Raw genomic sequence first — 22,655 nt, 5'->3', positions numbered from 1 at the left:
AGTAATGCTGTTAGAGATATTGGTGTTTGCTGGTATGCAAAGCGTATTCCCTGAATATTAGCGTAACGAATTTCGATTCCCGTTTAGTTCGTTATTTCTTACAAAGGTACAAATCCTTTGGCTTAAAAAACTCCAAAATTGTTCAATTTTTCAATTCATCTCAGCCAGTTGAAACGGACTGCAGTGGAATTGCAACCCGCCGGTAAAAATTGTTCCCGACATCAATGCATTGCCGGCAGTTTTAACTGCCGGATCAAAGAATAATTGCAGATTCTCATTACAAGAAAGATAACTATTTTTGATCAACTTGATATTAAAATTTCCATGCTCCATAAAACCCGCGGCATTGCATTGAGCTACATCCGATATAAGGAATCTTCCATTATCGCGAAGATTTACACGGAAGCCTTTGGTATTCAGACTTATATTGTAAATGGCGTAAGGAGCAGCAAGTCCAAAACCAACCGGATCGCTTTCTTTCAGCCGCTCACATTACTTGATCTGGTGGTGTATCATAAAAACAAGGAGGATACCATCCACCGCATTTCCGAGATGAAATGCTATGCCCCGTTCTTCTCCATACCTTTCGAAGTAATAAAATCGGGCCTGGCGCTCTTTATGACCGAAATGCTCGCTAAAACTTTGCGCGAGGAGGAAAACAACGAGCCATTGTTTCATTTTATTGAACAATCGGTACTGTATCTGGATGAAGCGGAGACCGGTTTTGAGAATTTTCACATTCAGTTTCTCATGCAACTGGCACATTACCTGGGCTTTGGAGTGGAGACGGCGGAAGATCTCGAAAGTGAGTTGAAAGACAACCATTTCCCGCACACCCCCGACGCCCAGGAGCACGCGGCCACGGTGCGAATGCTGGAAAATGGCTACGGTATGTCCATTCCGCTGGACAGGACGAGGCGGATCAGTATCCTCGAAAAGATGGTTTTCTTTTACAAAATCCACATGGACGCGCTTGGAGAGATCAGGTCGCTGGATGTTTTACGGGAAGTTTTGCGTTGAAAATTGCTTCCCGCTGAAATTGGCATAATTTTGATAACGTATATGGTAACTCCATCAAACCGAATGCAATGAAACATATACTGACGACCGCCTTTCTACTCATTTCTTTTCTCTCCTTCGCCCAATTGCCCAAAGGCGCGTGGAAATCGCAGGAGCCTACGGGTAGCGCTTCGACACTCATTGTGGCTGATAATTACCTTGTTATCGCTTCTTACAGCATTGGTAACAAATATTTTGAAAGGACCGAAGGCGGCCCGTTCACGATGAACGGCGACAAAATGACTTACACGCCGGAATTCAATTCGGCGGATACGGCTAAAATCGGGATCCCGATCGAGTTCACTGTCGTTGTGAAAGACGATATTCTGACATTACGGTACGAAGAGGCGATGGTGTGGATGCGTGTCGACGACGCTACGAATAATGTGCCCATGGCTGGTGCCTGGCATATTACCGAACGCGACAACGGGCAGGGTGCACTCGTTCAGATACATCAGGAAGGAACGCGGAAAACGCTTAAACTACTTTCAAAAACCCGCTTTCAATGGTTCGCTATCGATCCCGCCGTTAAGAAATTTTATGCGACGGGTGGTGGTACCTACACTGCCAAGGACGGCAAGTACACCGAAAACATCCAGTTCTTTTCCAAGGACAACAACCGGGTGGGTTCGTCACTGAAGTTCGATTACAAGCTCGACAATGGCCGCTGGGGCCATAGTGGCAAAAGTAGCGATGGCAAACCGGTCCATGAGATTTGGGAAAAAATCCCCTGATACTTATTCGATCACCTCGGCGTCTTTCAGAATGTAGTTGAGGTGATCGACATCATTTGCATTAAGTGTCAGTTTTCCCCGGACTGTCAGCACTTCGTCGGTCCGGAAGCGTTGTTTTTTCTTCCGGAACTGCAATTCGATGATGGATTCCGGGCCTGCGCCGCCGCAGAAGAAGCAGGCCGCCATGGGTTTGGCGGAAATCACGTAAATATTGTCGTTGGCATCCACCGGGATCATGTAACCCCGGATACTGACCTCCTTTCCCTGTAATGCATTCACCGATGGCCCGAAAGTAGGGTAGAGGAAATACATGCTCAATTCAGTGTTCAGCTTTCGGCTAAACCGCACATCGGTCAGTCGTTTCCAGGTAATTTGCAACGGCTCCGCCCGAAACGTAAAAGCCAGCAGCGGGATACAGAAGATAGCGATTCGTTTCATTTTCGCAGGCTGTCAATTTTGGAGATGGCGCTTTTCAATTCAATAATAGCTTCCCTCGATTGCCGCTGATAATCCAGCATCGATTCGTCCGTCATTGGCGGGGCTGCCTTGTGTGAATGTGCGCCGTGCGCATGCTCATGTGCGAAGCCCGGTACTTCAATTACATTCTCTTTCCAGATCTCGATCAGGTTTTTCAAACTATCGATCTTCGACTTTTCGATATCGTCTTCTGCCCTCGACGGCAAGCTTTCAAGTTGTACTTCCAGATTTTTTGAAATTTCAATGGCTTCAAGATGCAAACGGTTAGCCTCAACCAGCTGAGGGCTCTTTTCATTTTTCCGAGAGCAGGATGCAGCTATCAGAAAAGGGTCAGTATGGAAATCGGGCGGGACAAATTCATTTCGGATGGAACTTCATTAAATGCAACAATGTTGCAAAAATGAATCAAATACTTGTAACACGCAATAGTTGCGTCCATTTTCTTTAGTTATGCGAAGCTTTTATTCCCTGACATTCAGTGCTATCATAACTCTTTTACATATCGGTTGCTGCATACTTCCCTTGTTATCGCTGGCCTCGCTGCCGATTTTTGCGACCGGTTTTCTCGCCAGGCATCAGCTATTCCTCACCGCGCTGCAATGGACGTTATTTACCTGGCTGACGGGCCGGCTAGCAGCCTTTTACTTTTGGAATAAAAGCTTTCACAGCCGCGCGGAACTATTGTCCTATTACTTTGGCTGGTTTATCGCATTATCAGGATTGATTATCAACCGGTGGGAGCCGTTCAAAGGTGAAGAACAGGTACTGGCCGAGGAGCATTTCGAGCGGTTTAGATCCCAAAGGCAACTACGCATTGATCTGAGCAAGCCGGATAACGTGCAGGAACTGGTGGCGGACTTGCAGGAAATCGATGGGGTCCGAAAGGGCAGTATCGCCCTCGAATCAGAGGCAATAACGCTTTCATACCATAAAGAGAAGGTTTCGCCCGAGCAGATATTGGCAGTTTTAAAGCGCAAAGGACATTTAAAGTGACTCATAGTGCCCGTTAAGTTATTTAGATTTATTCAAAATAATTTCCGGCAAACATTTGAATGATTCTAAATAGGTAATATATTTGCCTCAGTTTTAACGGCAATGTGGATGAGCGCTTTTACAATAAGTGATTACAATGTGGGGTCGGAGCAGGGGTGTTTCTGGATGAAAAGCTTCGAAGACAGCACCGAATGCGTGTTTAAGAAGTGTTGCGAGAAATACAAGAAGAAGGGCAAGCATTGTAAAAAGTGCCCTAAGAAGTAACATCGCTGTTACGCTTTTTGACTAGTAATACAGTTCATGGTGAATAATTGTAAGAGAGGGAGTGCCGCCTGAGCGTTCCCTTTTCTATGCTGGAGACATTTCAGATCTTCCTTTTCAGCTCGAAATTTTGTCCCAGATAGACCCGGCGTACCACTTCGTCTTCCGCCAGCTCCTCGGCGCTTCCCTGTTTCAATATCTTCCCTTCGAATAGCAGATATGCCCGGTCGGTAATCGATAAGGTCTCGTTTACGTTGTGGTCGGTGATGAGGATGCCTATATTCTTGTGTTTCAACCTGGCCACAATGCTCTGAATATCTTCCACCGCAATAGGGTCTACCCCGGCGAAAGGCTCATCGAGCAAAATGAATTTGGGATCAACCGCCAGGGATCTGGCGATTTCCGTACGGCGGCGCTCGCCTCCCGAAAGAACCATACCCTTGCTCTTGCGTACATGTCCGAGGTGGAATTCTTCAATCAGCTCTTCTACCTTATGCTTCTGATCGGCCTTGGACAGGTCGGTCATTTCCAACACCGCCTTAATGTTCTCTTCGACAGTCAATGTCCGGAAAACGGATGCTTCCTGCGCGAGATACCCGAGCCCGAGCCGTGCGCGCTTGTACATGGGAAGGTTGGTGATGTCCTTATCGTCGAGGTATACCTTTCCACTGTTAGGTTTCACCAAACCAACGGCCATATAAAAGGACGTGGTTTTACCCGCACCGTTAGGCCCCAGCAGTCCTACGATTTCGCCCTGCTCGACCTGGTAGCTTACATTATTATTGACAAGACGAACCCCGTATTTCTTGACGAGGTTTTCGGTTCTTAGTATCATTGTTCGTTTAAGTTCTTCCTCAATGCAGCTTAATGTCTTTCAACGAAAGCTGTAAGGTTTTCTTGTCGCGGAAATTGTTCTCTTCGAGGCAATAGCAGATCGAAAAAGGCCTTCCATTGACAATATCAGGATAAAAATGGCCCATTCCGAAGCCGACGGCCGTGAAAGCTGCCGAGCTATTCTGTTTTACATCGAATTTGATATGTTTTTCTTTCATCAAACTCGGGCGACCGACCAGCGTCATATTTCTTGATTCGAATATCGGCGTCATATTACCCGGCCCGAACGGTCCCATCTGGCGGAGGATATTGTAAAACTTCGGTGTAATCGCTTCCAGGTCCAGCAGCATGTCGACATTGATCATCGGCACAAGCTGATCCGGCTGAATGCGGCTGCTCACGATCTCGTTGAACCGCATTCTGAATGCTTCTACATTATCGAGCGGTAATGTGAGACCCGCAGCAAATGTATGCCCTCCATATTGTTCCAAAAGGTCCGCGCATTCTTCGATCGCCTCGTACACGTCGAAACCCGGCACCGAACGTGCGGAGCCTGCGGCTTTTCCGTGCGATTGGGTCAAGATGATGGTCGGACGGTGGTATTTTTCAATGCACCGGCTGGCTACAATCCCGATCACACCTTTGTGCCAGTCTTCCTTATATAATACGGTACTTTTCGCATTCGAAAACCATTCGTCGTTTTCGATCATGAAAAGCGCCTGTTCCGTAATGCTCGAATCGAAATTGCGGCGTTCGCTGTTGTGCCGGTTGATTTCTTCGGCGAACTCCATGGCTTCTTCCTCGATTTCGGAAAGCAGCAACCGCACGGCTTCTTTCGCGTGCTTGATGCGCCCGGCCGCGTTAATGCGCGGCCCGAGCCCGAAAACGACATTGGTAATATCGAGTGCCCCGCTGATACCGGAGATTTGTATCAATGCTTTAATACCCGTTCTCGGCTGCGCATTCAGTCTTTGCAATCCATAAAATGCCAGAATGCGGTTTTCGCCGGTTATAGGAACAATATCGGAAGCAATGCTGACGACCAGTAAATCGAGGTAATCGTAGAGCGTTTCAAGATTTAGGCCCTGTTTAATACAAAATGCCTGTAAAAGCTTGAAACCTACTCCGCAACCGGTGAGCTCTTTATAAGGATATAAACAATCCTCCCGCTTTGGGTCCAATACTGCGGCAGCGGGTGGAAGCTCGTCGCCGGGGCGGTGGTGGTCGCATATAATGAAGTCGATGCCTTTTTCGAGGGCAACAGTTACCTTGTCGACGGACTTTACCCCGCAGTCGAGGGTTACTATTAATGTATAGCCATTGGCTTCGGCCCAATCCACGCCTTGCCAGGAAACGCCGTAGCCTTCCTCGTAGCGATCGGGAATGTAATAGTCGAGATTTGGGTAAATCCTTTTGAGAAAACCATAGAACAACGCGACGGAAGTGGTACCGTCCACATCGTAATCGCCGTAAACCAGTATTTTCTCATTGGAATCGATCGCTTTGACCAGGCGCTCCACGGCCTTCTCCATGTCGGCCATCAGGAACGGATCGTGCAAATGCCTGATATCGGGGCGGAAAAAATCGCGGGATTGCTCAAAATCGAGGATGCCGCGCTGAACCAAAAGCGTTGCCAGCGAGGGACTTACTTTCAAGGATTCGGCAAGACTCTGTGCAACCTGTTCTTGTTCAGAGGTAAAAGAAGGGTAATGTATCCAGCGCTTTTCAATCATAGGGCAAAGATAATCGGATTCCGGAATGCTTGCTGCCAAAATGTGCAATCGGGTGATCCATCGGGAAAAGCTAACCGAAAGGTCTTATCTTTGCAAACTATTAACATATTTTAAGCCCATGCCACGTCTCCTGGCGATCGATTACGGTGCCAAACGCAGCGGAATCGCCGTTACCGACCCGTTGAAAATTATCGCAACCGCGCTCGATACGGTGCCTACGCATCAGCTCACCGATTTTCTCAAGAAATACACATTGAGCGAGCAGGTGGAAGCATTCGTGGTAGGTATGCCCAAAAAGCTCGATAATACCGACAGCGAGAATGCCGCCAGGGTTACGGCATTTGTCAGGACATTGCAAAAAGCATTTCCGGAAATCCCCGTGCATTTGCACGACGAGCGGTTTACGTCGTCGATGGCGCTGCAATCGATGATCGCTTCGGGATCGAAGAAAAGCGACCGGCGCGACAAAGGCAATATCGATAAAGTAAGCGCGACAATCATTCTCCAGTCCTTCATGGAAAGCCGGAGGTAGAATTTGTAAGTAGTACATATTATATAGGAAGCAAAAGTTTTAATAAGCATGATTTATCCAATAGTTGCATACGGTGACCCGATCCTGAGAAAGCCAACCCGTTTTATCGAAAAAGATGAAGTGGACTTGAAGAAACTTTCGGAGGATATGTTCGAAACCATGCACGGCGCGAACGGTGTGGGCCTTGCCGCTCCTCAGATCGGCCTGAATATCCGTATTTTCGTAGTCGACGGTACGCCGTTTGCCGAGAGAGATGAGGAAGACGAAGACGACGAGCCGGACCTGTCATTGGTCGATTTCAAAAAAACCTTCATTAACCCCGAGATTCTGGAAGAAACCGGTGAAGAATGGGCATTCGAAGAGGGTTGCCTGAGCATTCCCGGTATTCGCGGCGATGTGTACCGTCCCGAAACGCTCCGTATCCGCTACCGCGACCTCGACTGGAACGAACACGAAGAAACCTATTCAGGCATGGCGGCCCGCATTATCCAGCACGAGTACGACCATTTGCTGGGTAAATTGTTTGTGGATTACCTGCCGACGCTCAAAAAGCAGTTTATCAAGAAGAAACTGACGGATATTTCCAAAGGAAACGTGGATGCCGACTACCGCATGCGTTTTCCAAGCCGCAGATAGGGTTTAATCAATTTACATTCGGTCATGCAGGAACATAAGGAGTCTCTTTCCATTGCATTGGTCCAGGCAGATTTGCATTGGGAAAATGTGACGGCCAATCTCGCGACGTTCGAAGAGAAGCTGGCCGCATTGCCGGAGCCGGTGGACGTAATTGTGCTTCCGGAAATGTTAAACACCGGTTTCACGATGAATACCGCACTCGCCGAGCCGATGAACCTGACCACCACCCGCTGGATGAAGCAAATGGCGAAGCTGACGAATGCATTGGTGGTGGGAAGTTTCGCAGTAAATGAAGGAGGCCGTTTTTTTAACCGCCTCCTTTGCGTACGCCCGGACGGCACGTACGCGCAAAACGACAAGCGCCACCTTTTCCGGATGGGGGAGGAGAACAATCACTATACCGCCGGCGGTGTGCGGCTTACATTTGAATGGAAAGGCTGGAAGATCTGCCCGCTCGTGTGCTATGACCTTCGCTTCCCGGTTTGGAGCCGCAACCTGCAAAGCGATCCTTACGACATCCTATTATATGTAGCGAACTGGCCCGCGCGCCGCGCGCATGCTTGGAGCACGCTCTTGCAGGCGAGGGCGATCGAAAACCAATGCTACGTGATGGGCGTGAACCGCGTCGGGATCGACGGGAACGGGCTGGAATACCGCGGGGATTCCGTGGCGCTTGATTACCTGGGCGAGCCAATTGCAATACTCACGAGCCAGGAGACCGAAAAGATCGTCCACATTTCAAAGGCCGAACTCACCACTTACCGGCAGAGCTTCCCTGCATTGTCCGATGCGGACGATTTCGAAATCCATTGTTGACGTATAGGACATTGTGTCCTATACTTACTCAATCACTTTCGGTACCATTATATAGGTACTATTTTTCGACGGCGCATTGAAGAGCGCTTCTTCACGCGTGAGCGTGTTGGCGCCTTTATCTTCGCGCCAGTTATTTTCTTCGTCGAGCACGTGCGTCAAAGGTTCCACTCCCTGCGTATTGATTTCATTGAGCTGGTCCATCCAGGTAAGAACGGAGTCCATACTTTGCAGGAGAGCCGCTTCTTCCCCGGGCCTGATCTCCAATCGTGCGAGGTGCGCGATCTTTTTGAGCGACTCCTGATCGATCTTCATGTATTTTAAGAATTTGTTAAGTTAACAGACACACTATCTGCGGAAAGCCAAAATTACCGGATTTTTGTCATTCCGCTAGTGGTAAGTTGCGGGAAAATGAGTGACAAGCGGTTGCAAAGGCGAAAAAAATCGGGACGCGGGCAGGATTGATTTAGTCAAATTTCAGGGCGCGGCCGAAAATCGGGGCCGGTGAAATTTAAAATTGTTGTTAAGACACATAGTAGGAGAAAAATAATATTTGCTTTTCTAGGGTAATCTTGAAATATTTTGAAACGCAAGTCTCCTCACTAAAAAACATGTTGCTACATATGAACGCAAAGAGTACAATTATATAGAGGTTTGGCGGTAGCCGTTATATCCTTATAAGTCAGTATTAAAACTAGAAAATTTACTAAAAATAGAAGGGAGGGTATTCTTTAAATTATGCAATTCGGAAACGATTCGGAGAAAAATCTGAGAAAAAATCTGCCGAAACGCTTGCTTTTTTTTAAAAGGAAAACTCATACTTTTGTAGATGTCGTTTATCCGAAAAGCATTCAAAATTTTATTTTACGAAAACCAGTTTAAACCAAAAGTTTTATTTAATTCACAACCAAAATCTCAATTTAACCTTTAAAAGTAAGTCTGATGGAAAAGAAAGCTACAAGTCCGGCACCAGCTCCAAAGCCTGCTGCGGCAGCAACTAAAGGCAAAGGCGGTTTGAACCCGGCATTGGTAATCCCTCTCCTTTTTGCGATTGCATTGTGTGTTTACATTTTCGTTCTGGGTGCTCCGGAACACTTTAAAGATGGCGATCACGAAAAAGGGCCTATCGATGGTGATTACTACGGAATCGTTTACAAGGGAGGTCCTATCGTACCTATCTTGATGACATGTTTCCTTATTGTATTGACCTTTACAATCGAGCGTTTGATCACTTTGAGCAAAGCTAGCGGAACCGGAAGCATCGATGGTTTCGTACGCAAAGTGAGAAGCCTGCTTGACAAAAACCAAATCGAAGAGGCTATCAAAGAATGTGATAAGCAAAAAGGATCTGTTGGTAACGTAATCAAAGCAGGTCTGTTGAAATACAAGCAGTTGACTACTGAAACTGCGCTTGACAAAGAGCAAAAACTGGCAGCTCTTCAGAAAGAGATCGAAGAAGCTACTACACTTGAACTTCCAATGCTTCAGAAAAACCTTACCATTATCGCTACACTGGCGGGTGCATCTACCCTCTTGGCGCTTCTTGGAACGGTAATCGGTATGATCAAGGCGTTCGCGGCTTTGGGTACATCAGGTTCTCCTGACTCCGCTGCTCTTGCGACTGGTATCTCTGAGGCCCTTATCAATACCGCTTTGGGTATCGGTACTTCGGCTATCGCAACAATCTCTTACGCTTACCTGAACAGCCGTGTTGACGATCTTACTTACAGCATCGACGAAATTGGCATGAGCCTTCAGTCGAACTTTGCTGCACATTATTGATAGTTCGCTGAACTATTTTATAGTGAAGTTTCGTTAATATAAAAAAAACTTATATATTTGTATGGGAAAGGTAAGGCCTAAGAAACATGCGCCGCATACTGATATGACGGCCATGACGGATGTTGCCTTCTTGCTCTTGACGTTCTTCATTATGACGGCGACTTTTAAGTCGAACGATGCAGAGATTACAACACCTACATCGATTTCGCAAATCAAAGTGCCAGATGATAAGATCATGGTCATTAGCATTGACAAATCAGGGAAAGTGTTCTTTGGTGTTGATGCCCAGCCTACTCGCGTTGCGATGCTGGACAACATCGGACAAGCCAAAGGCATCACATTCACCGATACTGAGAAGGCAAAGTTTGCACTGCAGTCGAGCTTTGGTTTTCCTCTGAATCAGTTGAAACCCTGGTTGAATATGCCAAAAGAGCAAATGAGCCAGGTGAAGCAACCAGGGATCCCGGTTGACTCCACAGGCGCCAGCGAATTGGCAGACTGGGTTTATGCTGCACGTAAAGCGGATAGCCAATTGCGTATCGCATTGAAGGGCGACAACCTGTCGAAATTCCCTGCGTTCAAAGACGTGCTTGCAAACCTGCAGTCGCAGAACATCAACAAGTTCAACCTGATCACAGGTAGCGAACAAGCACCGGCCGGTTACACAAACGAATAATGTTATCATTTAATAATTAGAAGAAATGGCAGCAATTGAAGAATCCGGTGGTGGTGGGCACGGTAAAGGTGATGGTAAGGTAAGGGCCAAGAAAATGTCCACCCGTGTGGACATGACTCCCATGGTAGACCTAGGATTTTTGCTTATCACCTTTTTCATGCTGGCGACAACAATGTCGAAACCGACATCCATGTCGCTCGCTGTGCCTGACAAAACCGAAGATCAGGAAAAGCCGACAGAACCTTTGAAAGCGTCAAAAGTTTTAACCCTGTTCATGGGAGCGAACGACGACGTGTATTATCTGGACGGTATCGCTGCGGATGACGATAAAGCAAAGACTGATTTGAAAACAACCCGCTACGGGTTCGATCTGAGAAGTGTGATTTTCGCATCTCAAAAGCGTATCAACGCGGCTAATCCAAAGGATAAAGACGGTAATGAAGCTTTTGTCGTCGTAATCAAGCCAACAGCAGTATCTACTTACAAAAACATGGTAGACGTACTGGATGAAATGGCCATTACCAAAACGAAACGTTATGCACTTGTAGATGCGTTGACAGACGCGGAGAAGAAAGTGCTGGGCGACAAAGTAATTCCGAAAAACTAGTTTTAAACCAAAATTAATCACAGCGCCATGGCAGAGATCAGCCCGAATGCAACACTGGATGATATAGTGTTTGCGGATCGTAATAAGGCGTACGGTGCATTTTCACTTCGTCAAGGATATCGCAGAGATGTGACGAAGGCTACTTTACTCGGAGCTGCGCTTTTTGTTCTTGCTATGTTTGCACCGTCGATCATCAACAGCTTGACGGCAGGCAAGGAAGAAGAGGCACCGATGGTTGAAGTGGATTTGATGAAAATCCCGCCGCCGCCAATTGACCCGGCAGAACCACCACCACCGCCACCACCACCAGTGGAGGCACCAAAGGTAAACACGGTGAAGTTCTTGCCTCCTGAGGTTAAGAAAGATGAAGAGGTTCCGGAAGAGGTACCACCACCAACAGTAGAAGAAATTAAAGAAGCTGTTGTTGCGGATAAAACCATAGAAGGTGACCCTAACGCGAATGAAATCATTGTTGCACCCGAAGCTGTTGCGGCGCCTAGCAAAGGAACAGTAGTAGAAGCAGCCCCTGAGCCTGAAAAGGTATTTACAGTGGTTGAGCAACAACCGGAATTCCCGGGAGGTACCGCCGAAATGTACAAGTACCTTTCAAAAAACATTAAATACCCAAGTGCTGCATCCCGTGCTAACGTTTCCGGAAGGGTTTTCATGTCCTTCGTTGTTAACATTGACGGAAGTATCCAGGATGTATCGGTTTTGAAAGGATTGGGTTTTGGTTGCGACGAAGAGGCGATCCGCGTAGTGAAAGCTATGCCTAAATGGAAGCCAGGAAAGCAATCAGGACGTGCAGTTCGTGTGAAATATAACCTGCCGATCAACTTCCAATTGGAGTAAGGCATGAGGGAGAAACCATTGCACGAAAAGCTCGGTGATCTGGCCTCTTCGGTAATGGCTCTGGCATACGTAGGAGGAGGGGTCTTTTTGATCCTCTCCTCCTTCTCATTTAGATTGTTGCCGATCGGCAGTGTCTGGAGGTATGCTTTTGCTGGCACACTTATTTTATATGGAGCCTACCGGGGTTACAGAGTGTTGAGAAATAACCAGGACGAAGAGTCATGAAAAAGAGATTGGCAGGACTGCTGCTGTTGTTAACGCTCGGTATTGCAGGATTACTCAGATGTACCTCGTCCAACAGCGACTTGGACAACCCACGGCAAGGTTCGATCACGATCGCAGCAGATGAATCATTCAAACCGCTGATCAATTCGCTGACAAGTGCCTATGAGGGAATTTATCCCAATGCGCATTTCAAGGTTGACTACAAACCGGAGCAGGAAGCGATCCGCCAGTTATTGAACGATAGTGCAAGGATCATTTTTGCAACGCGCCAGCTGAATGAGAAAGAGCTGGACATTATCAAGAAGCAGAAGGGCAGTCAGAAGTTTCAGCATATCGCAACCGACGGACTGGCCCTTGTGGTTGGAAAGAGCAATACGGATAGTCTGATCACTATTCCGGAGCTGAAAGCGGTAATGGAGGGCAAGCTTACCGACTGGTCTCAGATCAAAGGTGGGCAAGAGGGGTTGATTACACTGGTTTTTGACAACGCCAATGCAAGCAACCTGAACTTCGTCCTCAACAAGTTTGGCATTAAGGACATCCAGAAGCTGAGAATTATTTCGGCGGGATCGAACGAGAATGTAATCAAGGACGTCAGGGAGAATCCGACCCATCTCGGTTTTATCGGGGTAAACTGGATCAGTGACGGACATTCGCTGGCTTCGGAAGAGCTTTCAAAGGGTATCCGGGTAATGGGGGTCGCAAAAGATGCCCGGCCTGATTCACTTTCGGACTACATCCAGCCGTTTCAGGAAGGATTGGAGTTCAAGCGCTATCCATTGCACAGAGACTTATATATTATCAGCCGGGAGGGATACTCGGGGCTCGGAGGTGGGCTAATGACTTACATTGCCCGGGACGTGGGAGGCCTGATCATTCAGAAAATGGGTTTGCTGCCAACCGTCGTTTATCCGAGGGAACTGGAAATAAAGACAGAGTTATAGTGAATGTAAACAATTAGTAGATTTGGGGCTTGTTATTGAAAAACCAAGTTTTTTATCATTATTTTAACCGGGTAAAAAATGAACAGAAACATGAGAATGAAATTAGTAGCATTGGTATTTGGTTTACTAGCGTTTGTTAACTTACACGCACAGACGGTACAGGATGGGTTGGCATTAATTCATGGAGAACGTTATAACGAAGCAGGAGCTGCGTTAAAAAAGCTTGCCGAGGGAACCCCTTCTGCTGATAACCAATATTACCTTGGTTATTACTATATCAAAACCAATCAATTGGACGAAGCGCAGAAAGCATTCGAAAAAGGGCTGTCGCTGGATGAGAAGTCTTACCTAAATCAGGTAGGTCTCGGAACGATTGCGCTGTCGAAAGGCGATCGCGCAAAGGCGAAAGAACTGTTCGATGCAGCTGAAAAGAAAAATAAGAAGGATGCCGAAGTTCTTTTCAGAATAGGTGAAGCCTATACACTTTTTGAGAAAAATAACGATCCTGCCGAGGCGATCAGATTACTTGACCTTGCGATCGCCCGCGACAAGAACCTCGCTGATGCTTACCTTGCGAAAGGCGACGCTTTGATGCTACGTAACGAAGGTGGTAACGCTGTAACCGCTTACGAATATGCTTTGACGGCGAAACCGAACTATGCGGTTGCGCACAACGCGATCGGCTCGGTTTACCTGCGTGGTAAGAACTACAACCTCGCTTTGGAAAACTATAAGAAAGCGATCGAATCGGATGCGAACTTCGCCCCCGCTTATAAAGATCTGGCCGAGCTGTACTTCTTTGCTCAGAAATACAAGCAAGCTGCTGAAAACTTCGATCTGTATTTGCAAAAAAGCGGTAGCACTGATCCTGAGATGAAGCTTCGTGGCGCACAGTTCGCATTTACGGCTGATGATTACACAAAATCGCTCCAATTCCTGGAAGAAGCGAAAGGAAAGATCAACAATCCTATCATCAAGCGTATGTACGGATGGGCTTATTTCAAAACCAATAAGCCTGACGAAGCAATCCAAAATCTCGACGAGTTTATTAAAGGCTCGCCTGACAAAGTGATCGGTGACGACTACAAATACCTTGGCCGTGCGCTTAATGCTAAATCAACAGATGGCAAAGGCTACGACTCATTAGGTATGGAGTATATGAAGAAAGGTGCCGACATGGATACCAGCAAAGCCGAAGCTGCTGCTGCTTACAAAGAAGTAGCCGGCTTGTACTACGCTGCGAAGGATTTCCCTAAGGCTGCCGCTGCTTATGCCAAAGGTAACGGCCTTGATACCGCGAAAGCAACCGCTAACGACTACTACTACGAAGGTCTTGCTAACTTCCAGACTGCACAAACTTACATCGTTCCAAAATCAGGAGATCCTAACTTTGCGGACAGCGTAAAAATCGCAAATGACAAGCGCAACCTGTACCTGAGAGCAGACTCGATCTTCGCGACCGTAACCAAAAAATTGCCGGATTGGCCATATGGATACTACTGGCGTGCAAGTACGCTTTACAATGCGTACGACAGACAAGAGAACGTAGATAAAGGTATTTCACAGCCATACTATCTGAAATTGACGGAATTGGCTGAGAAAGATCCGGATCCAAGCAAATACAAATCTTATTTGAAACTGGCTTACGGTTATCTGGCATTCCACGCACAGTCGACGTTGAAAGACGAAGCGAAAGCGAAGGAATATTGGGAGAAACTGCTTAAAGTAGATCCGGACAATGCTGCTGCAAAAGAAGCATTAGGATTGGCAGTAGCTCAGCCTGCGGCACAACCTGCTGCGGCCGGTACGGCAACAAAGCCTGCTCCTAAGAAGAAATAAGTCACAAAAAGGCTATAAGCAAGAAAGCCGCCCGAATTCGGGCGGCTTTCTTATTTTTTAAGCTCTCGATTATCAAATGGTAGTTTTCTGTTGCTAATTCAACGAGGAAAGTCTTTCAAAACAGATGTTCAACACGGGAAGGTGAACAGTAGCATAATGGTCGTAACACCATTGCCTAAGTCTTTTGATCTCAGCGGGCATTAACATGCGTATCGCTTTTCTGAGTTCTTTTTCAAATAATTTGCGGTCGAAGCTGACTTTTTGGAGAATAATTTTAATGTATTCAAGCATCGAGGCCATAGTATTATGTAGTTTTGTGGTTTAGGGACAACGAATAAAACAAAGAGAAACCCTTAAAAACGCTTCGTTTTCAGCAATTCCAATAAAGATAACGAAAAACTGAAATGAAATTATATGCGTTATTAAATATTTTTTTGTGTTTTTTTAGTATTGCCCGGGCGCAGTCTCCTGAAAATGCAGCTACAATCGAGTACGGATCGAAAAATCTGACGCTGGATCAACCCTTTCTGATATCGTTGGTTTTGCGGGATGTAGAGACACGGCCATCGGTGGTTTTCCCTGAAATTAAGGACCTGGAAAAGCGGAGTAAATCGGCAACGAGTTCGGTCAGTACGGTGGATGGCAGGAAGGTAGTAATCCAGACAATCACGCAAGAATATTACGCGACGAAGGCGGGAAACTATCTGATTCCGGAGTTCACGTTGACTGTAAATAATGTAAAACTACGTTCGGAGGAGACAATGGTCGTATTCGCTAAGTCCGGGGAGGAAGCCGGGAATGCGCTTGCGGCTGAGAATATAGATGTGGGAGACGTCGATGACAATATTCAATCGGTGTTTTTGTCGGTTCAGACGGATAAGAAGCAGGTTTACATCCGTCAGGGCTTCGCGGTCCGGATATCCCTCTATATCGCCGAAAATGCCCCTGTCGAAATGGAGTTTTATCGGTTCAACGAACAGTTACAGGAAATTTTGAAGTCGATAAGGCCTGTGAATTGTTGGGAAGAGAATGTGGGAGTCGAGGAAATTATTAAGCGAAAGGTGACGATCCGCGGCCGGAAGTATGCGGAATACAACATGTACCAGGCCCGCTTGTTTCCGATCACTACGGAGGATATCCAATTACCCGCTGTGAGGCTGGATATGCTCGTAACGGAGAGCGGAAGAGCCGTAAATGTGGAGAAAAAGCTGGTAAGGGGCTTTTATTCGAGGCCTGTTTCAGTGGTGGTCAGACAACTTCCGGATCACCCGCTGCGGGATCAGGTAGCAGTCGGGCAATATAGCTTGAAGGAAAGGTTGTCGAGCGATCTGGTGTATCCGGGCGAGAGTGTCAGGTATATGTTCAAAGTGGAGGGAGTAGGCAATATTACTGCGATTCCGGCGCCTGTGATCCAGGCCAGTTCGTCGTTTGACATTTATCCGCCGGAGATCAGCCAGATAACCAAGCGCAGCTACCAGAGTGTTGTCGGGGAAAAGACTTTTAACTATTTCGTGGTTCCCCGGAAAGACGGCGAATTCCCGTTGGGACGCTATTTTCACTGGATCTATTTCAATGTCGAAAAGGCGAAATACGATACGCTAAGGTCCGCGGCATCGCTGGAAGTGCGGGGAGAAGATTACAAATTGACTAACTTGTCGCTTTCGGGCTCTACCGGGTTGTACGACAATCTGGAAGCCCTTGACAGCGGCCGTGAGACGATCGACTATAAAAAGATTTTGAAAGATTTAACCAACATCGTCATTGCATTGTTGTTGGTATTAATGATTTGGGTATTTAGAAAGTAAGTTTAATGGGCAGTACATACGGCAAGATATTTAAAATAGCCACTTTCGGCGAATCGCACGGGGTAGGGATCGGAGTAGTGATCGAGGGATGCCCGGCTGGTGTGAATTTTGACTCTGATTTCATACAAAGCGAATTGACCCGCAGAAAGCCAGGTCAGTCGAGAATTACGACGCAACGCAAGGAAGCGGACGAATTTGAAGTATTATCAGGCGTATTCGAAGGAAAAACAACCGGTACGCCCATCGCAATGGTAATCCGGAATGAAGACCAGCGCAGTAAGGATTACTCGCATATCGCGGCGCAATTCAGGCCATCCCATGCCGATTATACCTACCAGGTTAAATATGGTGTCCGCGACTATCGCGGGGGCGGGCGCAGTTCCGCGCGCGAGACGGCCGCACGTGTAGCCGCAGGCGCACTCGCGAAGCTCATGTTGGCCGAACTGGGCGTGAGTATTCAGGCTTACGTATCGCAGGTTGGTACCTTGAAGCTGGAAAAAAGCTATCAGGAACTCGACCTTTCAGAAACAGAAAACAATGCAGTACGTTGCCCTGACCCTGAGATGGCGCAACAAATGTTCGACTATATCGACGGCGTCCGCAAGCAAGGCGATTCGATCGGCGGTGTGGTTAACTGCGTCGTAAAAGGTACGCCGGCTGGTTGGGGAGAGCCTGTTTTCGACAAACTCCATGCCGAGCTCGGCAAAGCAATGCTGAGCATTAATGCAGTAAAGGGTTTCGAATATGGTAGTGGCTTTGATGGAGTACTGCTGCCTGGATCACAGCACAACGACGCCTTCTATACCGATGAAAATGGTCAGGTACATACGCGTACGAACCATTCGGGAGGTATTCAGGGCGGTATTTCAAACGGCGAGGATATTTACTTCCGTACGGCATTCAAACCCGTGGCTACGATCATGCAGGACCAGGAGAGTGTCGATCAGTTCGGTACTGTAGCGATTGTCCAGGGAAAGGGCCGCCATGACCCATGCGTGGTGCCGCGCGCAGTGCCCATCGTAGAAGCGATGACGGCATTGGTACTGGCGGATTTTTACCTGCGAAACAGATCGGCGAAGTTGTAGTCAGGCTTTGTGACGTTTGCGGCGCTGGTTGAGGTAAAGTACCAGCCAGATTGTTCCAACGAATTCGATCGCAAGCCCGGTTAGAATGACCGGGTCGCTGAACTGCGTTTTGGAAGAGTTTAAAAACGAACCGGTTGCCAGTACGATCATACCGGCAAGGAGGATAAGTACAGCGTTTCTCAGGCTAAGCTTCACCGACTATATATTTCGTTCCACAATAAGTATCGTCAAGAATTCTCTTACCGAATATAGTTATTCGCTCCGAGAAATGCTATTAAAACGCAAAATGGCCCGCTGAGGGCCATTTTGCGTTTTTGGTCTTAAATTATATCACCTGAGTCTTACCAGGGATTGCCACAGGGTAAAGCCCGTCGGGACCCGGCAGGATTTTCGGAGACGCATCCCATGCAAGTTTGTCGGGGAACAGGTTGATATCTGAGTTCAACGCTTCTTCCCATTTGATTTGCTTGCCCGAGTAGGTGGCCATGCGGCCCATGATCGAGGTCATAGTACTTTTCGCGCCGTTTTCAGCATCTGCGAATTTGTATTCTCCTTTTGCAATGGCTGCGAAAAGTTCGTCGTGCTCTACCTGGTATGGGTTTCTGTAATTGGAATTATCGTGGTGATAAATCACGCCACCTTTGTAGTCTTTCAGGATGGTCTTTTTGTCATCGAAACTGTCGATACGGCCTTTGGTACCTACGAAAGCCTCGTCAACGCGGTTCCAGGTTCCTTCGAACTGGCGGCATTGGCTGGAAATCACGGTTCCATCTGCGTATACGAGGTCGAGCGTGTGGTGGTCGTAAATCTCACCGTACGCCTTGCCCGTACGTACCTGACGTCCGCCTGAACCCTGGATACTTACGGGATAACCGTTTTTCACCCAGTTAGCTACGTCGATATTGTGAACGTGCTGCTCCGAAATGTGGTCGCCGCAAAGCCAGTTGAAGTAATACCAGTTTCTCATTTGGTATTCCATTTCAGTCTGGTTAGCCTGGCGTTCCTTCATCCAGGGGCTGCTGCCTACCCAGTAAACCTGGCCGCCTACGATATCGCCCAGTGCGCCGTCGTGAATGCGTTTGATCGCCTCACGGTAGTTAGCCTGATAGTGACGTTGGAGACCTACTACTACGTTCAGTTTTTTCTTTTTGGCTTCTTCTGCCAGTTCAAGCACTTTGCGGATACCTGGTGCATCGGTTGCAACAGGTTTTTCCATGAAAATGTGCTTGTTGTTCTTCACGGCCTCTTCGAAATGTGAAGGACGGAAGCCCGGAGGTGTTGCGAGGATTACCACATCCACATCTTTCAATGCGATGGCCTTTTTAAATGCGTCGAATCCTACAAACTTACGGTCCTCGGGAACATCCACTTTCGTTTTGATGTCAACCGGCTGTCCGGCAGCATTTTTGTATTTTTTGGCTGTCAGATTTTTGTAGGCATCGTCGAGACGGTCCTTGAAAGCATCAGCCATCGCCACGATCTGCACATTTTGCGTGGTGCTCAATGCCTGTGCCGCCGCGCCGGTTCCACGGCCGCCACAACCGATGAGGGCCACTTTGATCGTATCACCAACTGCGCTGTTGAAGCCGTGCCCGGTAAGCGGGCTCAGGATGGCACTGCCCGCGATGAGGCCCGATGCTTTCAAAAAATTACGTCTGTTCTGTTCCATTTCGAATTAAGAGTTTAAATATGATCAGTAGTCTTCAATCAACTTAGGGCTGTAATAGGCATTAATCTCTTCCTGCGACGGCGTTTTAAGCGGTCTTACAACACGGAAACCCACAAATGACGCGCTGGTCATCCACCATTCCGATTTGGGCAATTGCGGGTCGAGGATCTTCCATTCCGGTTTCGAGGCTACGCGGGCAGCGCTGCGGAGATCGGCCGCTTCGTCGTCCCAAGAGCCACCGCGAACGGAAGTAGGGTAAAGTTCAGTAACCGGAGCGAATGCTTCGCCTTTGGGTTGTTTGGCATAATAATCTGGAATGTACTGGTCGAGTGTCCATTCCATTACATTGCCATGCATATCGTGCAATCCCCACGCATTCGGCTTTTTTGTTCCTATTTTTTTATAGGCGGCATCGCTGTTTTTGCGGTACCACGCATATTCATCGATTTTTGCTTCATCAAATGAATAAGCCGTTTTCGAACCTGCGCGGCAGGCATATTCCCATTCCGCTTCGGTTGGAAGACGGTAGAAAATGCCGGTCTTTTCGTACAACCATTTACAGAAATAGATTGCCGCATATTGTGTCATATTGATCGCCGGATAACCCGAACGGCCCATTCCGAAGGACATGTCTACATAAGGAGGGGAAGGACGGGTACTTGCGTCGGTTTTCTGAACGCTTTTGTCGGGATCCGGGTGGCGTGCGCCCATTTCCTTTTCCATATTCTTGAAAGCGTACAAATCGTAAATATCCCAGATCACTTCGGTTTTGCCCATCCAGAAGGGCTCGATTTTTACCTTGTGCTGGGGACCTTCATCGGCTCTGCGGCCTTTTTCGCCTGCCGGGCTACCCATCATGAATTCACCACCGGGAATCGCGACCATGTCGTACACCTGAGGGCTGCCTCCGATTTTTTGGGTATAGCTTTTAAAATTACTGTCCTGCGCTACTGCTTTAAAACAAAGAAAAACGGTTAAGATTAGGTAAAGGGATTTTTTGGACATGATAATGAATGTGTTCAATGGAACCATCTAACTGAATATAAGTGGCAATATTAGCCTATTTACCCTATGAAAGCGAATTTTTTCTTCGTTGTTTAATATCTGTCCTAACTTTGCATTTACAGAATTTTAGATTTAATCATGAATTATCTTTCGGCGGAAAATATAGCCAAGTCATTCGGTGACCGGTGGCTTTTCAGGAATATCAGTTTTGGGATCAGTAAGGGTGATAAGGTAGCGTTGATCGGAACGAACGGGACCGGAAAAACCACATTTTTGAATATCCTCACAGGCAAGATACCCGCCGATGAAGGCGAGGTAAGTATCCGCAAAGACATCCGTGTCGGTTACCTCGACCAAAGCCCTTCATTTGATGAGTCGCTACCGATCCTGGAAGTGATATTTTCTTCTAATAACCCGGTCGCGCAAGTCGTGAAGCGCTACGAGCACGCGATCGAGAACGATCTTCATGACGAGCTTTCGGAGGTGATGGAGGATATGGATAAGCTCAATGCATGGGATTTTGAATACAGAACCAAGGAAGTCCTCGGCCGCCTTGGTATTCACCATACCGACAATGCATACGGAACGCTCTCCGGAGGTCAGCGCAAACGCGTTGCATTGGCCAAAGTATTGCTCGAAGATCCCGACCTGCTTATTCTGGATGAACCTACCAACCACCTCGACCTCGATACTGTCGAATGGCTGGAAGAATACCTGAACACTTCGAATACTACATTATTGGTAGTAACCCACGACCGCTACTTCCTCGACACCGTCTGCAATCAGATGCTCGAACTGGATCATGGTTCGGCATATACCTATAAAGGAAACTATACCTATTTCCTGGAAAAGAAAGCCGAGCGGGAAGAACTGGAAGCTGCCACGATCGATAAGGCGCGTAACCTCATGCGCAAGGAGCTGGACTGGATCAGAAGACAGCCAAAGGCACGCGGTACGAAGGCGAAATACCGGGTCGATGCATTTGAAGAACTGAAAGAAAAAGCCAGCCAGAAGAAATTTGATGTGCAAATGGAGCTCAATGTGCGGACTTCGCGGTTGGGTAGCAAAATCATAGAGCTGGAAAATATCAGCAAAGGTTTCGGGGAGCGTGAGCTGATCAAAAACTTCGAATATACCTTCCGTCGCGGCGATCGCATTGGCGTTGTTGGAAAGAACGGAATGGGGAAATCGACGCTGCTGAACATGATTACGGGCGAATTACAACCCGATAAGGGCAAGATCAGTACCGGTGAAACGGTTCAGTTTGGCTATTACAAACAAACGGACCTGGTATTCAATGAAAACCAGCGCGTGATCGATATTGTAAAAGATGTGGCCGAGGTAGTGCAGCTGGGAACGGGCGAAACGGTGACGGTCGGCGTGCTGTTGCAGGCATTCCTGTTCTCGCCTTCCAAACAATATGATTTTATATCGAAACTGAGTGGAGGAGAAAGGCGTCGTTTACAGCTTCTTCTGATCCTGATCAAACAGCCGAACTTCCTGATTCTCGATGAGCCTACCAACGACCTGGATATCGACAGTTTGAATGTACTCGAAGAGTTTCTGCTGAACTTCCCGGGCTGTCTGATGATCGTTTCCCACGACCGCTACTTCCTCGACAGGCTGGTACAACATATTTTCGTGTTTGACGGCGAAGGTAAGATCAGTGACTTTCCGGGTAACTACACCGAGCTGCGGGATTACCAGGATGAACAAGAGGCTGAGAAAAAACTCGCTGCCGCCAGCAGCAACCAGAAAGCTGCTCCGCCGGTAGCAGTTGCGCCGAAAGAGCCGGTAGCAGCGCCTGTTGCAACTGCTACCAAAAAGAAGTTGAGCTATAAGGAGCAAAAGGAAATGGAGCAGCTGGAAGGGGATATCGCCAAACTGGAACAAAAGAAGGTGCAATTAGTCGAAAACCTGAACAAAGGCGGCTCGCATGCAGAGCTGGCGAAATGGTCGAAGGAGATCGAGGAAATCAACGACAGTCAGGCCGAGAAGGAAATGCGCTGGCTGGAACTATCGGAAAATGCTTAATTTTAAAGGTCAACAAATCGCTGGCCGTAGCACGGTAGCCCCGCGTCGGTAGTCGCATGT

The 22,655-nt window shown here is 47.6% G+C and carries 24 protein-coding genes; 15 read left to right on the top strand and 9 right to left on the bottom strand.

All coding sequences use genetic code 11. From position 1 onward, the window contains the following. Positions 1-324 precede the first annotated feature (324 nt). The gene (gene recO, locus BMW93_RS11705; RefSeq protein ID WP_090375619.1) at positions 325-1,020 is read left to right on the top strand and encodes a DNA repair protein RecO; all 696 of its coding nucleotides are present in this window, start codon (positions 325-327) and stop codon (positions 1,018-1,020) included. A 68-nt stretch (positions 1,021-1,088) separates the two neighbouring features. Next, entirely contained in the window at positions 1,089-1,793 is a 705-nt protein-coding gene (locus tag BMW93_RS11700) for a hypothetical protein (protein WP_090375616.1), read from the top strand. A 3-nt stretch (positions 1,794-1,796) separates the two neighbouring features. On the opposite strand, the gene BMW93_RS11695 is transcribed toward BMW93_RS11700, so the two are convergent. Beyond that, a complete protein-coding gene (locus tag BMW93_RS11695) occupies positions 1,797-2,231 on the bottom strand; it encodes a DUF3299 domain-containing protein (protein ID WP_090375613.1) in 435 nt (144 codons plus the stop codon). Further along, positions 2,228-2,530 (bottom strand): hypothetical protein, encoded by a 303-nt coding sequence (locus BMW93_RS11690; RefSeq protein WP_229240376.1) that lies wholly within the window; start codon positions 2,528-2,530, stop codon positions 2,228-2,230. Before BMW93_RS11690 ends, BMW93_RS11695 begins: the two co-directional genes overlap by 4 nt. Before the next feature lie 190 nt (positions 2,531-2,720). Here BMW93_RS11690 and BMW93_RS11685 point away from each other — a divergent pair, with 190 nt between their 5' ends. After that, a complete protein-coding gene (locus BMW93_RS11685) occupies positions 2,721-3,263 on the top strand; it encodes a heavy-metal-associated domain-containing protein (RefSeq protein ID WP_090375607.1) in 543 nt (180 codons plus the stop codon). A 364-nt stretch (positions 3,264-3,627) separates the two neighbouring features. Here the strand turns inward: BMW93_RS11685 and lptB are convergent, their stop codons facing one another. Together lptB and recJ are read right to left on the bottom strand one after the other, a co-directional pair. Then, positions 3,628-4,359, bottom strand: coding sequence for an LPS export ABC transporter ATP-binding protein (gene lptB, locus BMW93_RS11680; protein ID WP_090375606.1), 732 nt, complete (start codon positions 4,357-4,359; stop codon positions 3,628-3,630). Between the two features lie 19 nt (positions 4,360-4,378). After that, positions 4,379-6,091, bottom strand: a complete 1,713-nt coding sequence (gene recJ / locus BMW93_RS11675) for a single-stranded-DNA-specific exonuclease RecJ (RefSeq protein ID WP_090375603.1) — start codon at positions 6,089-6,091, stop codon at positions 4,379-4,381. A 118-nt stretch (positions 6,092-6,209) separates the two neighbouring features. On the opposite strand from recJ, the gene ruvX reads away from it, so the two are divergent. Genes ruvX through BMW93_RS11660 form a run of 3 tightly spaced genes read left to right on the top strand, consistent with a single transcriptional unit; the run spans position 6,210 to position 8,075 of the window. Continuing rightward, positions 6,210-6,623 (top strand): Holliday junction resolvase RuvX, encoded by a 414-nt coding sequence (ruvX, locus tag BMW93_RS11670; RefSeq protein ID WP_090375600.1) that lies wholly within the window; start codon positions 6,210-6,212, stop codon positions 6,621-6,623. A 48-nt stretch (positions 6,624-6,671) separates the two neighbouring features. Then, positions 6,672-7,259 (top strand): peptide deformylase, encoded by a 588-nt coding sequence (def, locus tag BMW93_RS11665; protein WP_090156045.1) that lies wholly within the window; start codon positions 6,672-6,674, stop codon positions 7,257-7,259. A 24-nt stretch (positions 7,260-7,283) separates the two neighbouring features. Beyond that, positions 7,284-8,075, top strand: coding sequence for an amidohydrolase (locus BMW93_RS11660; RefSeq protein ID WP_090375597.1), 792 nt, complete (start codon positions 7,284-7,286; stop codon positions 8,073-8,075). 24 nt (positions 8,076-8,099) lie between these two features. Here BMW93_RS11660 and gatC read toward each other — a convergent pair whose 3' ends face one another. Next, a complete protein-coding gene (gene gatC, locus BMW93_RS11655) occupies positions 8,100-8,387 on the bottom strand; it encodes an Asp-tRNA(Asn)/Glu-tRNA(Gln) amidotransferase subunit GatC (protein WP_090156047.1) in 288 nt (95 codons plus the stop codon). A 627-nt stretch (positions 8,388-9,014) separates the two neighbouring features. On the opposite strand from gatC, the gene BMW93_RS11650 reads away from it, so the two are divergent. From BMW93_RS11650 to BMW93_RS11620, 6 genes are all read left to right on the top strand, one after another. Beyond that, positions 9,015-9,854: a MotA/TolQ/ExbB proton channel family protein gene (locus tag BMW93_RS11650; protein WP_090375594.1), complete on the top strand. Its 840-nt coding sequence runs from the start codon at positions 9,015-9,017 to the stop codon at positions 9,852-9,854. 61 nt (positions 9,855-9,915) lie between these two features. Next, positions 9,916-10,530, top strand: coding sequence for a biopolymer transporter ExbD (locus BMW93_RS11645; RefSeq protein ID WP_090375591.1), 615 nt, complete (start codon positions 9,916-9,918; stop codon positions 10,528-10,530). Between the two features lie 25 nt (positions 10,531-10,555). Continuing rightward, positions 10,556-11,137, top strand: coding sequence for a biopolymer transporter ExbD (locus tag BMW93_RS11640; protein WP_090375588.1), 582 nt, complete (start codon positions 10,556-10,558; stop codon positions 11,135-11,137). A gap of 27 nt (positions 11,138-11,164) precedes the next feature. Further along, a complete protein-coding gene (locus BMW93_RS11635; protein ID WP_090375585.1) occupies positions 11,165-11,989 on the top strand; it encodes an energy transducer TonB in 825 nt (274 codons plus the stop codon). A 221-nt stretch (positions 11,990-12,210) separates the two neighbouring features. Beyond that, the gene (locus tag BMW93_RS11625; RefSeq protein WP_090375579.1) at positions 12,211-13,158 is read left to right on the top strand and encodes a substrate-binding domain-containing protein; all 948 of its coding nucleotides are present in this window, start codon (positions 12,211-12,213) and stop codon (positions 13,156-13,158) included. Between the two features lie 90 nt (positions 13,159-13,248). Then, entirely contained in the window at positions 13,249-14,997 is a 1,749-nt protein-coding gene (locus BMW93_RS11620; RefSeq protein ID WP_229240373.1) for a tetratricopeptide repeat protein, read from the top strand. Positions 14,998-15,090: 93 nt separating this feature from the next. On the opposite strand, the gene BMW93_RS35820 is transcribed toward BMW93_RS11620, so the two are convergent. Further along, the gene (locus BMW93_RS35820) at positions 15,091-15,297 is read right to left on the bottom strand and encodes a hypothetical protein (protein WP_090375574.1); all 207 of its coding nucleotides are present in this window, start codon (positions 15,295-15,297) and stop codon (positions 15,091-15,093) included. A 134-nt stretch (positions 15,298-15,431) separates the two neighbouring features. Between BMW93_RS35820 and BMW93_RS11610 the strand changes: the two genes are divergently transcribed. Continuing rightward, on the top strand, positions 15,432-16,802 hold the full coding sequence (locus BMW93_RS11610) for a BatD family protein (protein ID WP_229240371.1): 1,371 nt from the start codon (positions 15,432-15,434) through the stop codon (positions 16,800-16,802). 5 nt (positions 16,803-16,807) lie between these two features. After that, on the top strand, positions 16,808-17,887 hold the full coding sequence (gene aroC, locus BMW93_RS11605) for a chorismate synthase (RefSeq protein ID WP_090375567.1): 1,080 nt from the start codon (positions 16,808-16,810) through the stop codon (positions 17,885-17,887). On the opposite strand, the gene BMW93_RS35415 is transcribed toward aroC, so the two are convergent. The 3 genes from BMW93_RS35415 to BMW93_RS11590 all read right to left on the bottom strand — a co-directional run bounded on the left by BMW93_RS35415 (position 17,888) and on the right by BMW93_RS11590 (position 20,588). Continuing rightward, complete coding sequence (locus tag BMW93_RS35415; protein WP_177194068.1) at positions 17,888-18,037, bottom strand: hypothetical protein; 150 nt, start codon at positions 18,035-18,037, stop codon at positions 17,888-17,890. A 175-nt stretch (positions 18,038-18,212) separates the two neighbouring features. Next, positions 18,213-19,556 carry a Gfo/Idh/MocA family protein gene (locus BMW93_RS11595; protein ID WP_090375562.1) on the bottom strand — a complete coding sequence of 448 codons (1,344 nt, stop codon included), beginning with the start codon at positions 19,554-19,556 and terminating at the stop codon, positions 18,213-18,215. Between the two features lie 24 nt (positions 19,557-19,580). Beyond that, the gene (locus tag BMW93_RS11590; RefSeq protein ID WP_090375559.1) at positions 19,581-20,588 is read right to left on the bottom strand and encodes a formylglycine-generating enzyme family protein; all 1,008 of its coding nucleotides are present in this window, start codon (positions 20,586-20,588) and stop codon (positions 19,581-19,583) included. A gap of 111 nt (positions 20,589-20,699) precedes the next feature. Between BMW93_RS11590 and BMW93_RS11585 the strand changes: the two genes are divergently transcribed. After that, positions 20,700-22,595, top strand: a complete 1,896-nt coding sequence (locus BMW93_RS11585; protein ID WP_090375556.1) for an ABC-F family ATP-binding cassette domain-containing protein — start codon at positions 20,700-20,702, stop codon at positions 22,593-22,595. Positions 22,596-22,655: the final 60 nt, after the last annotated feature.

It is taken from the genome of Dyadobacter sp. SG02 (genome assembly GCF_900109045.1).
Lineage (GTDB): Bacteria > Bacteroidota > Bacteroidia > Cytophagales > Spirosomataceae > Dyadobacter.
The sequence above is the reverse complement of the archived record's forward strand: the minus strand, read 5'-3'. Positions and strand labels throughout refer to the sequence as shown.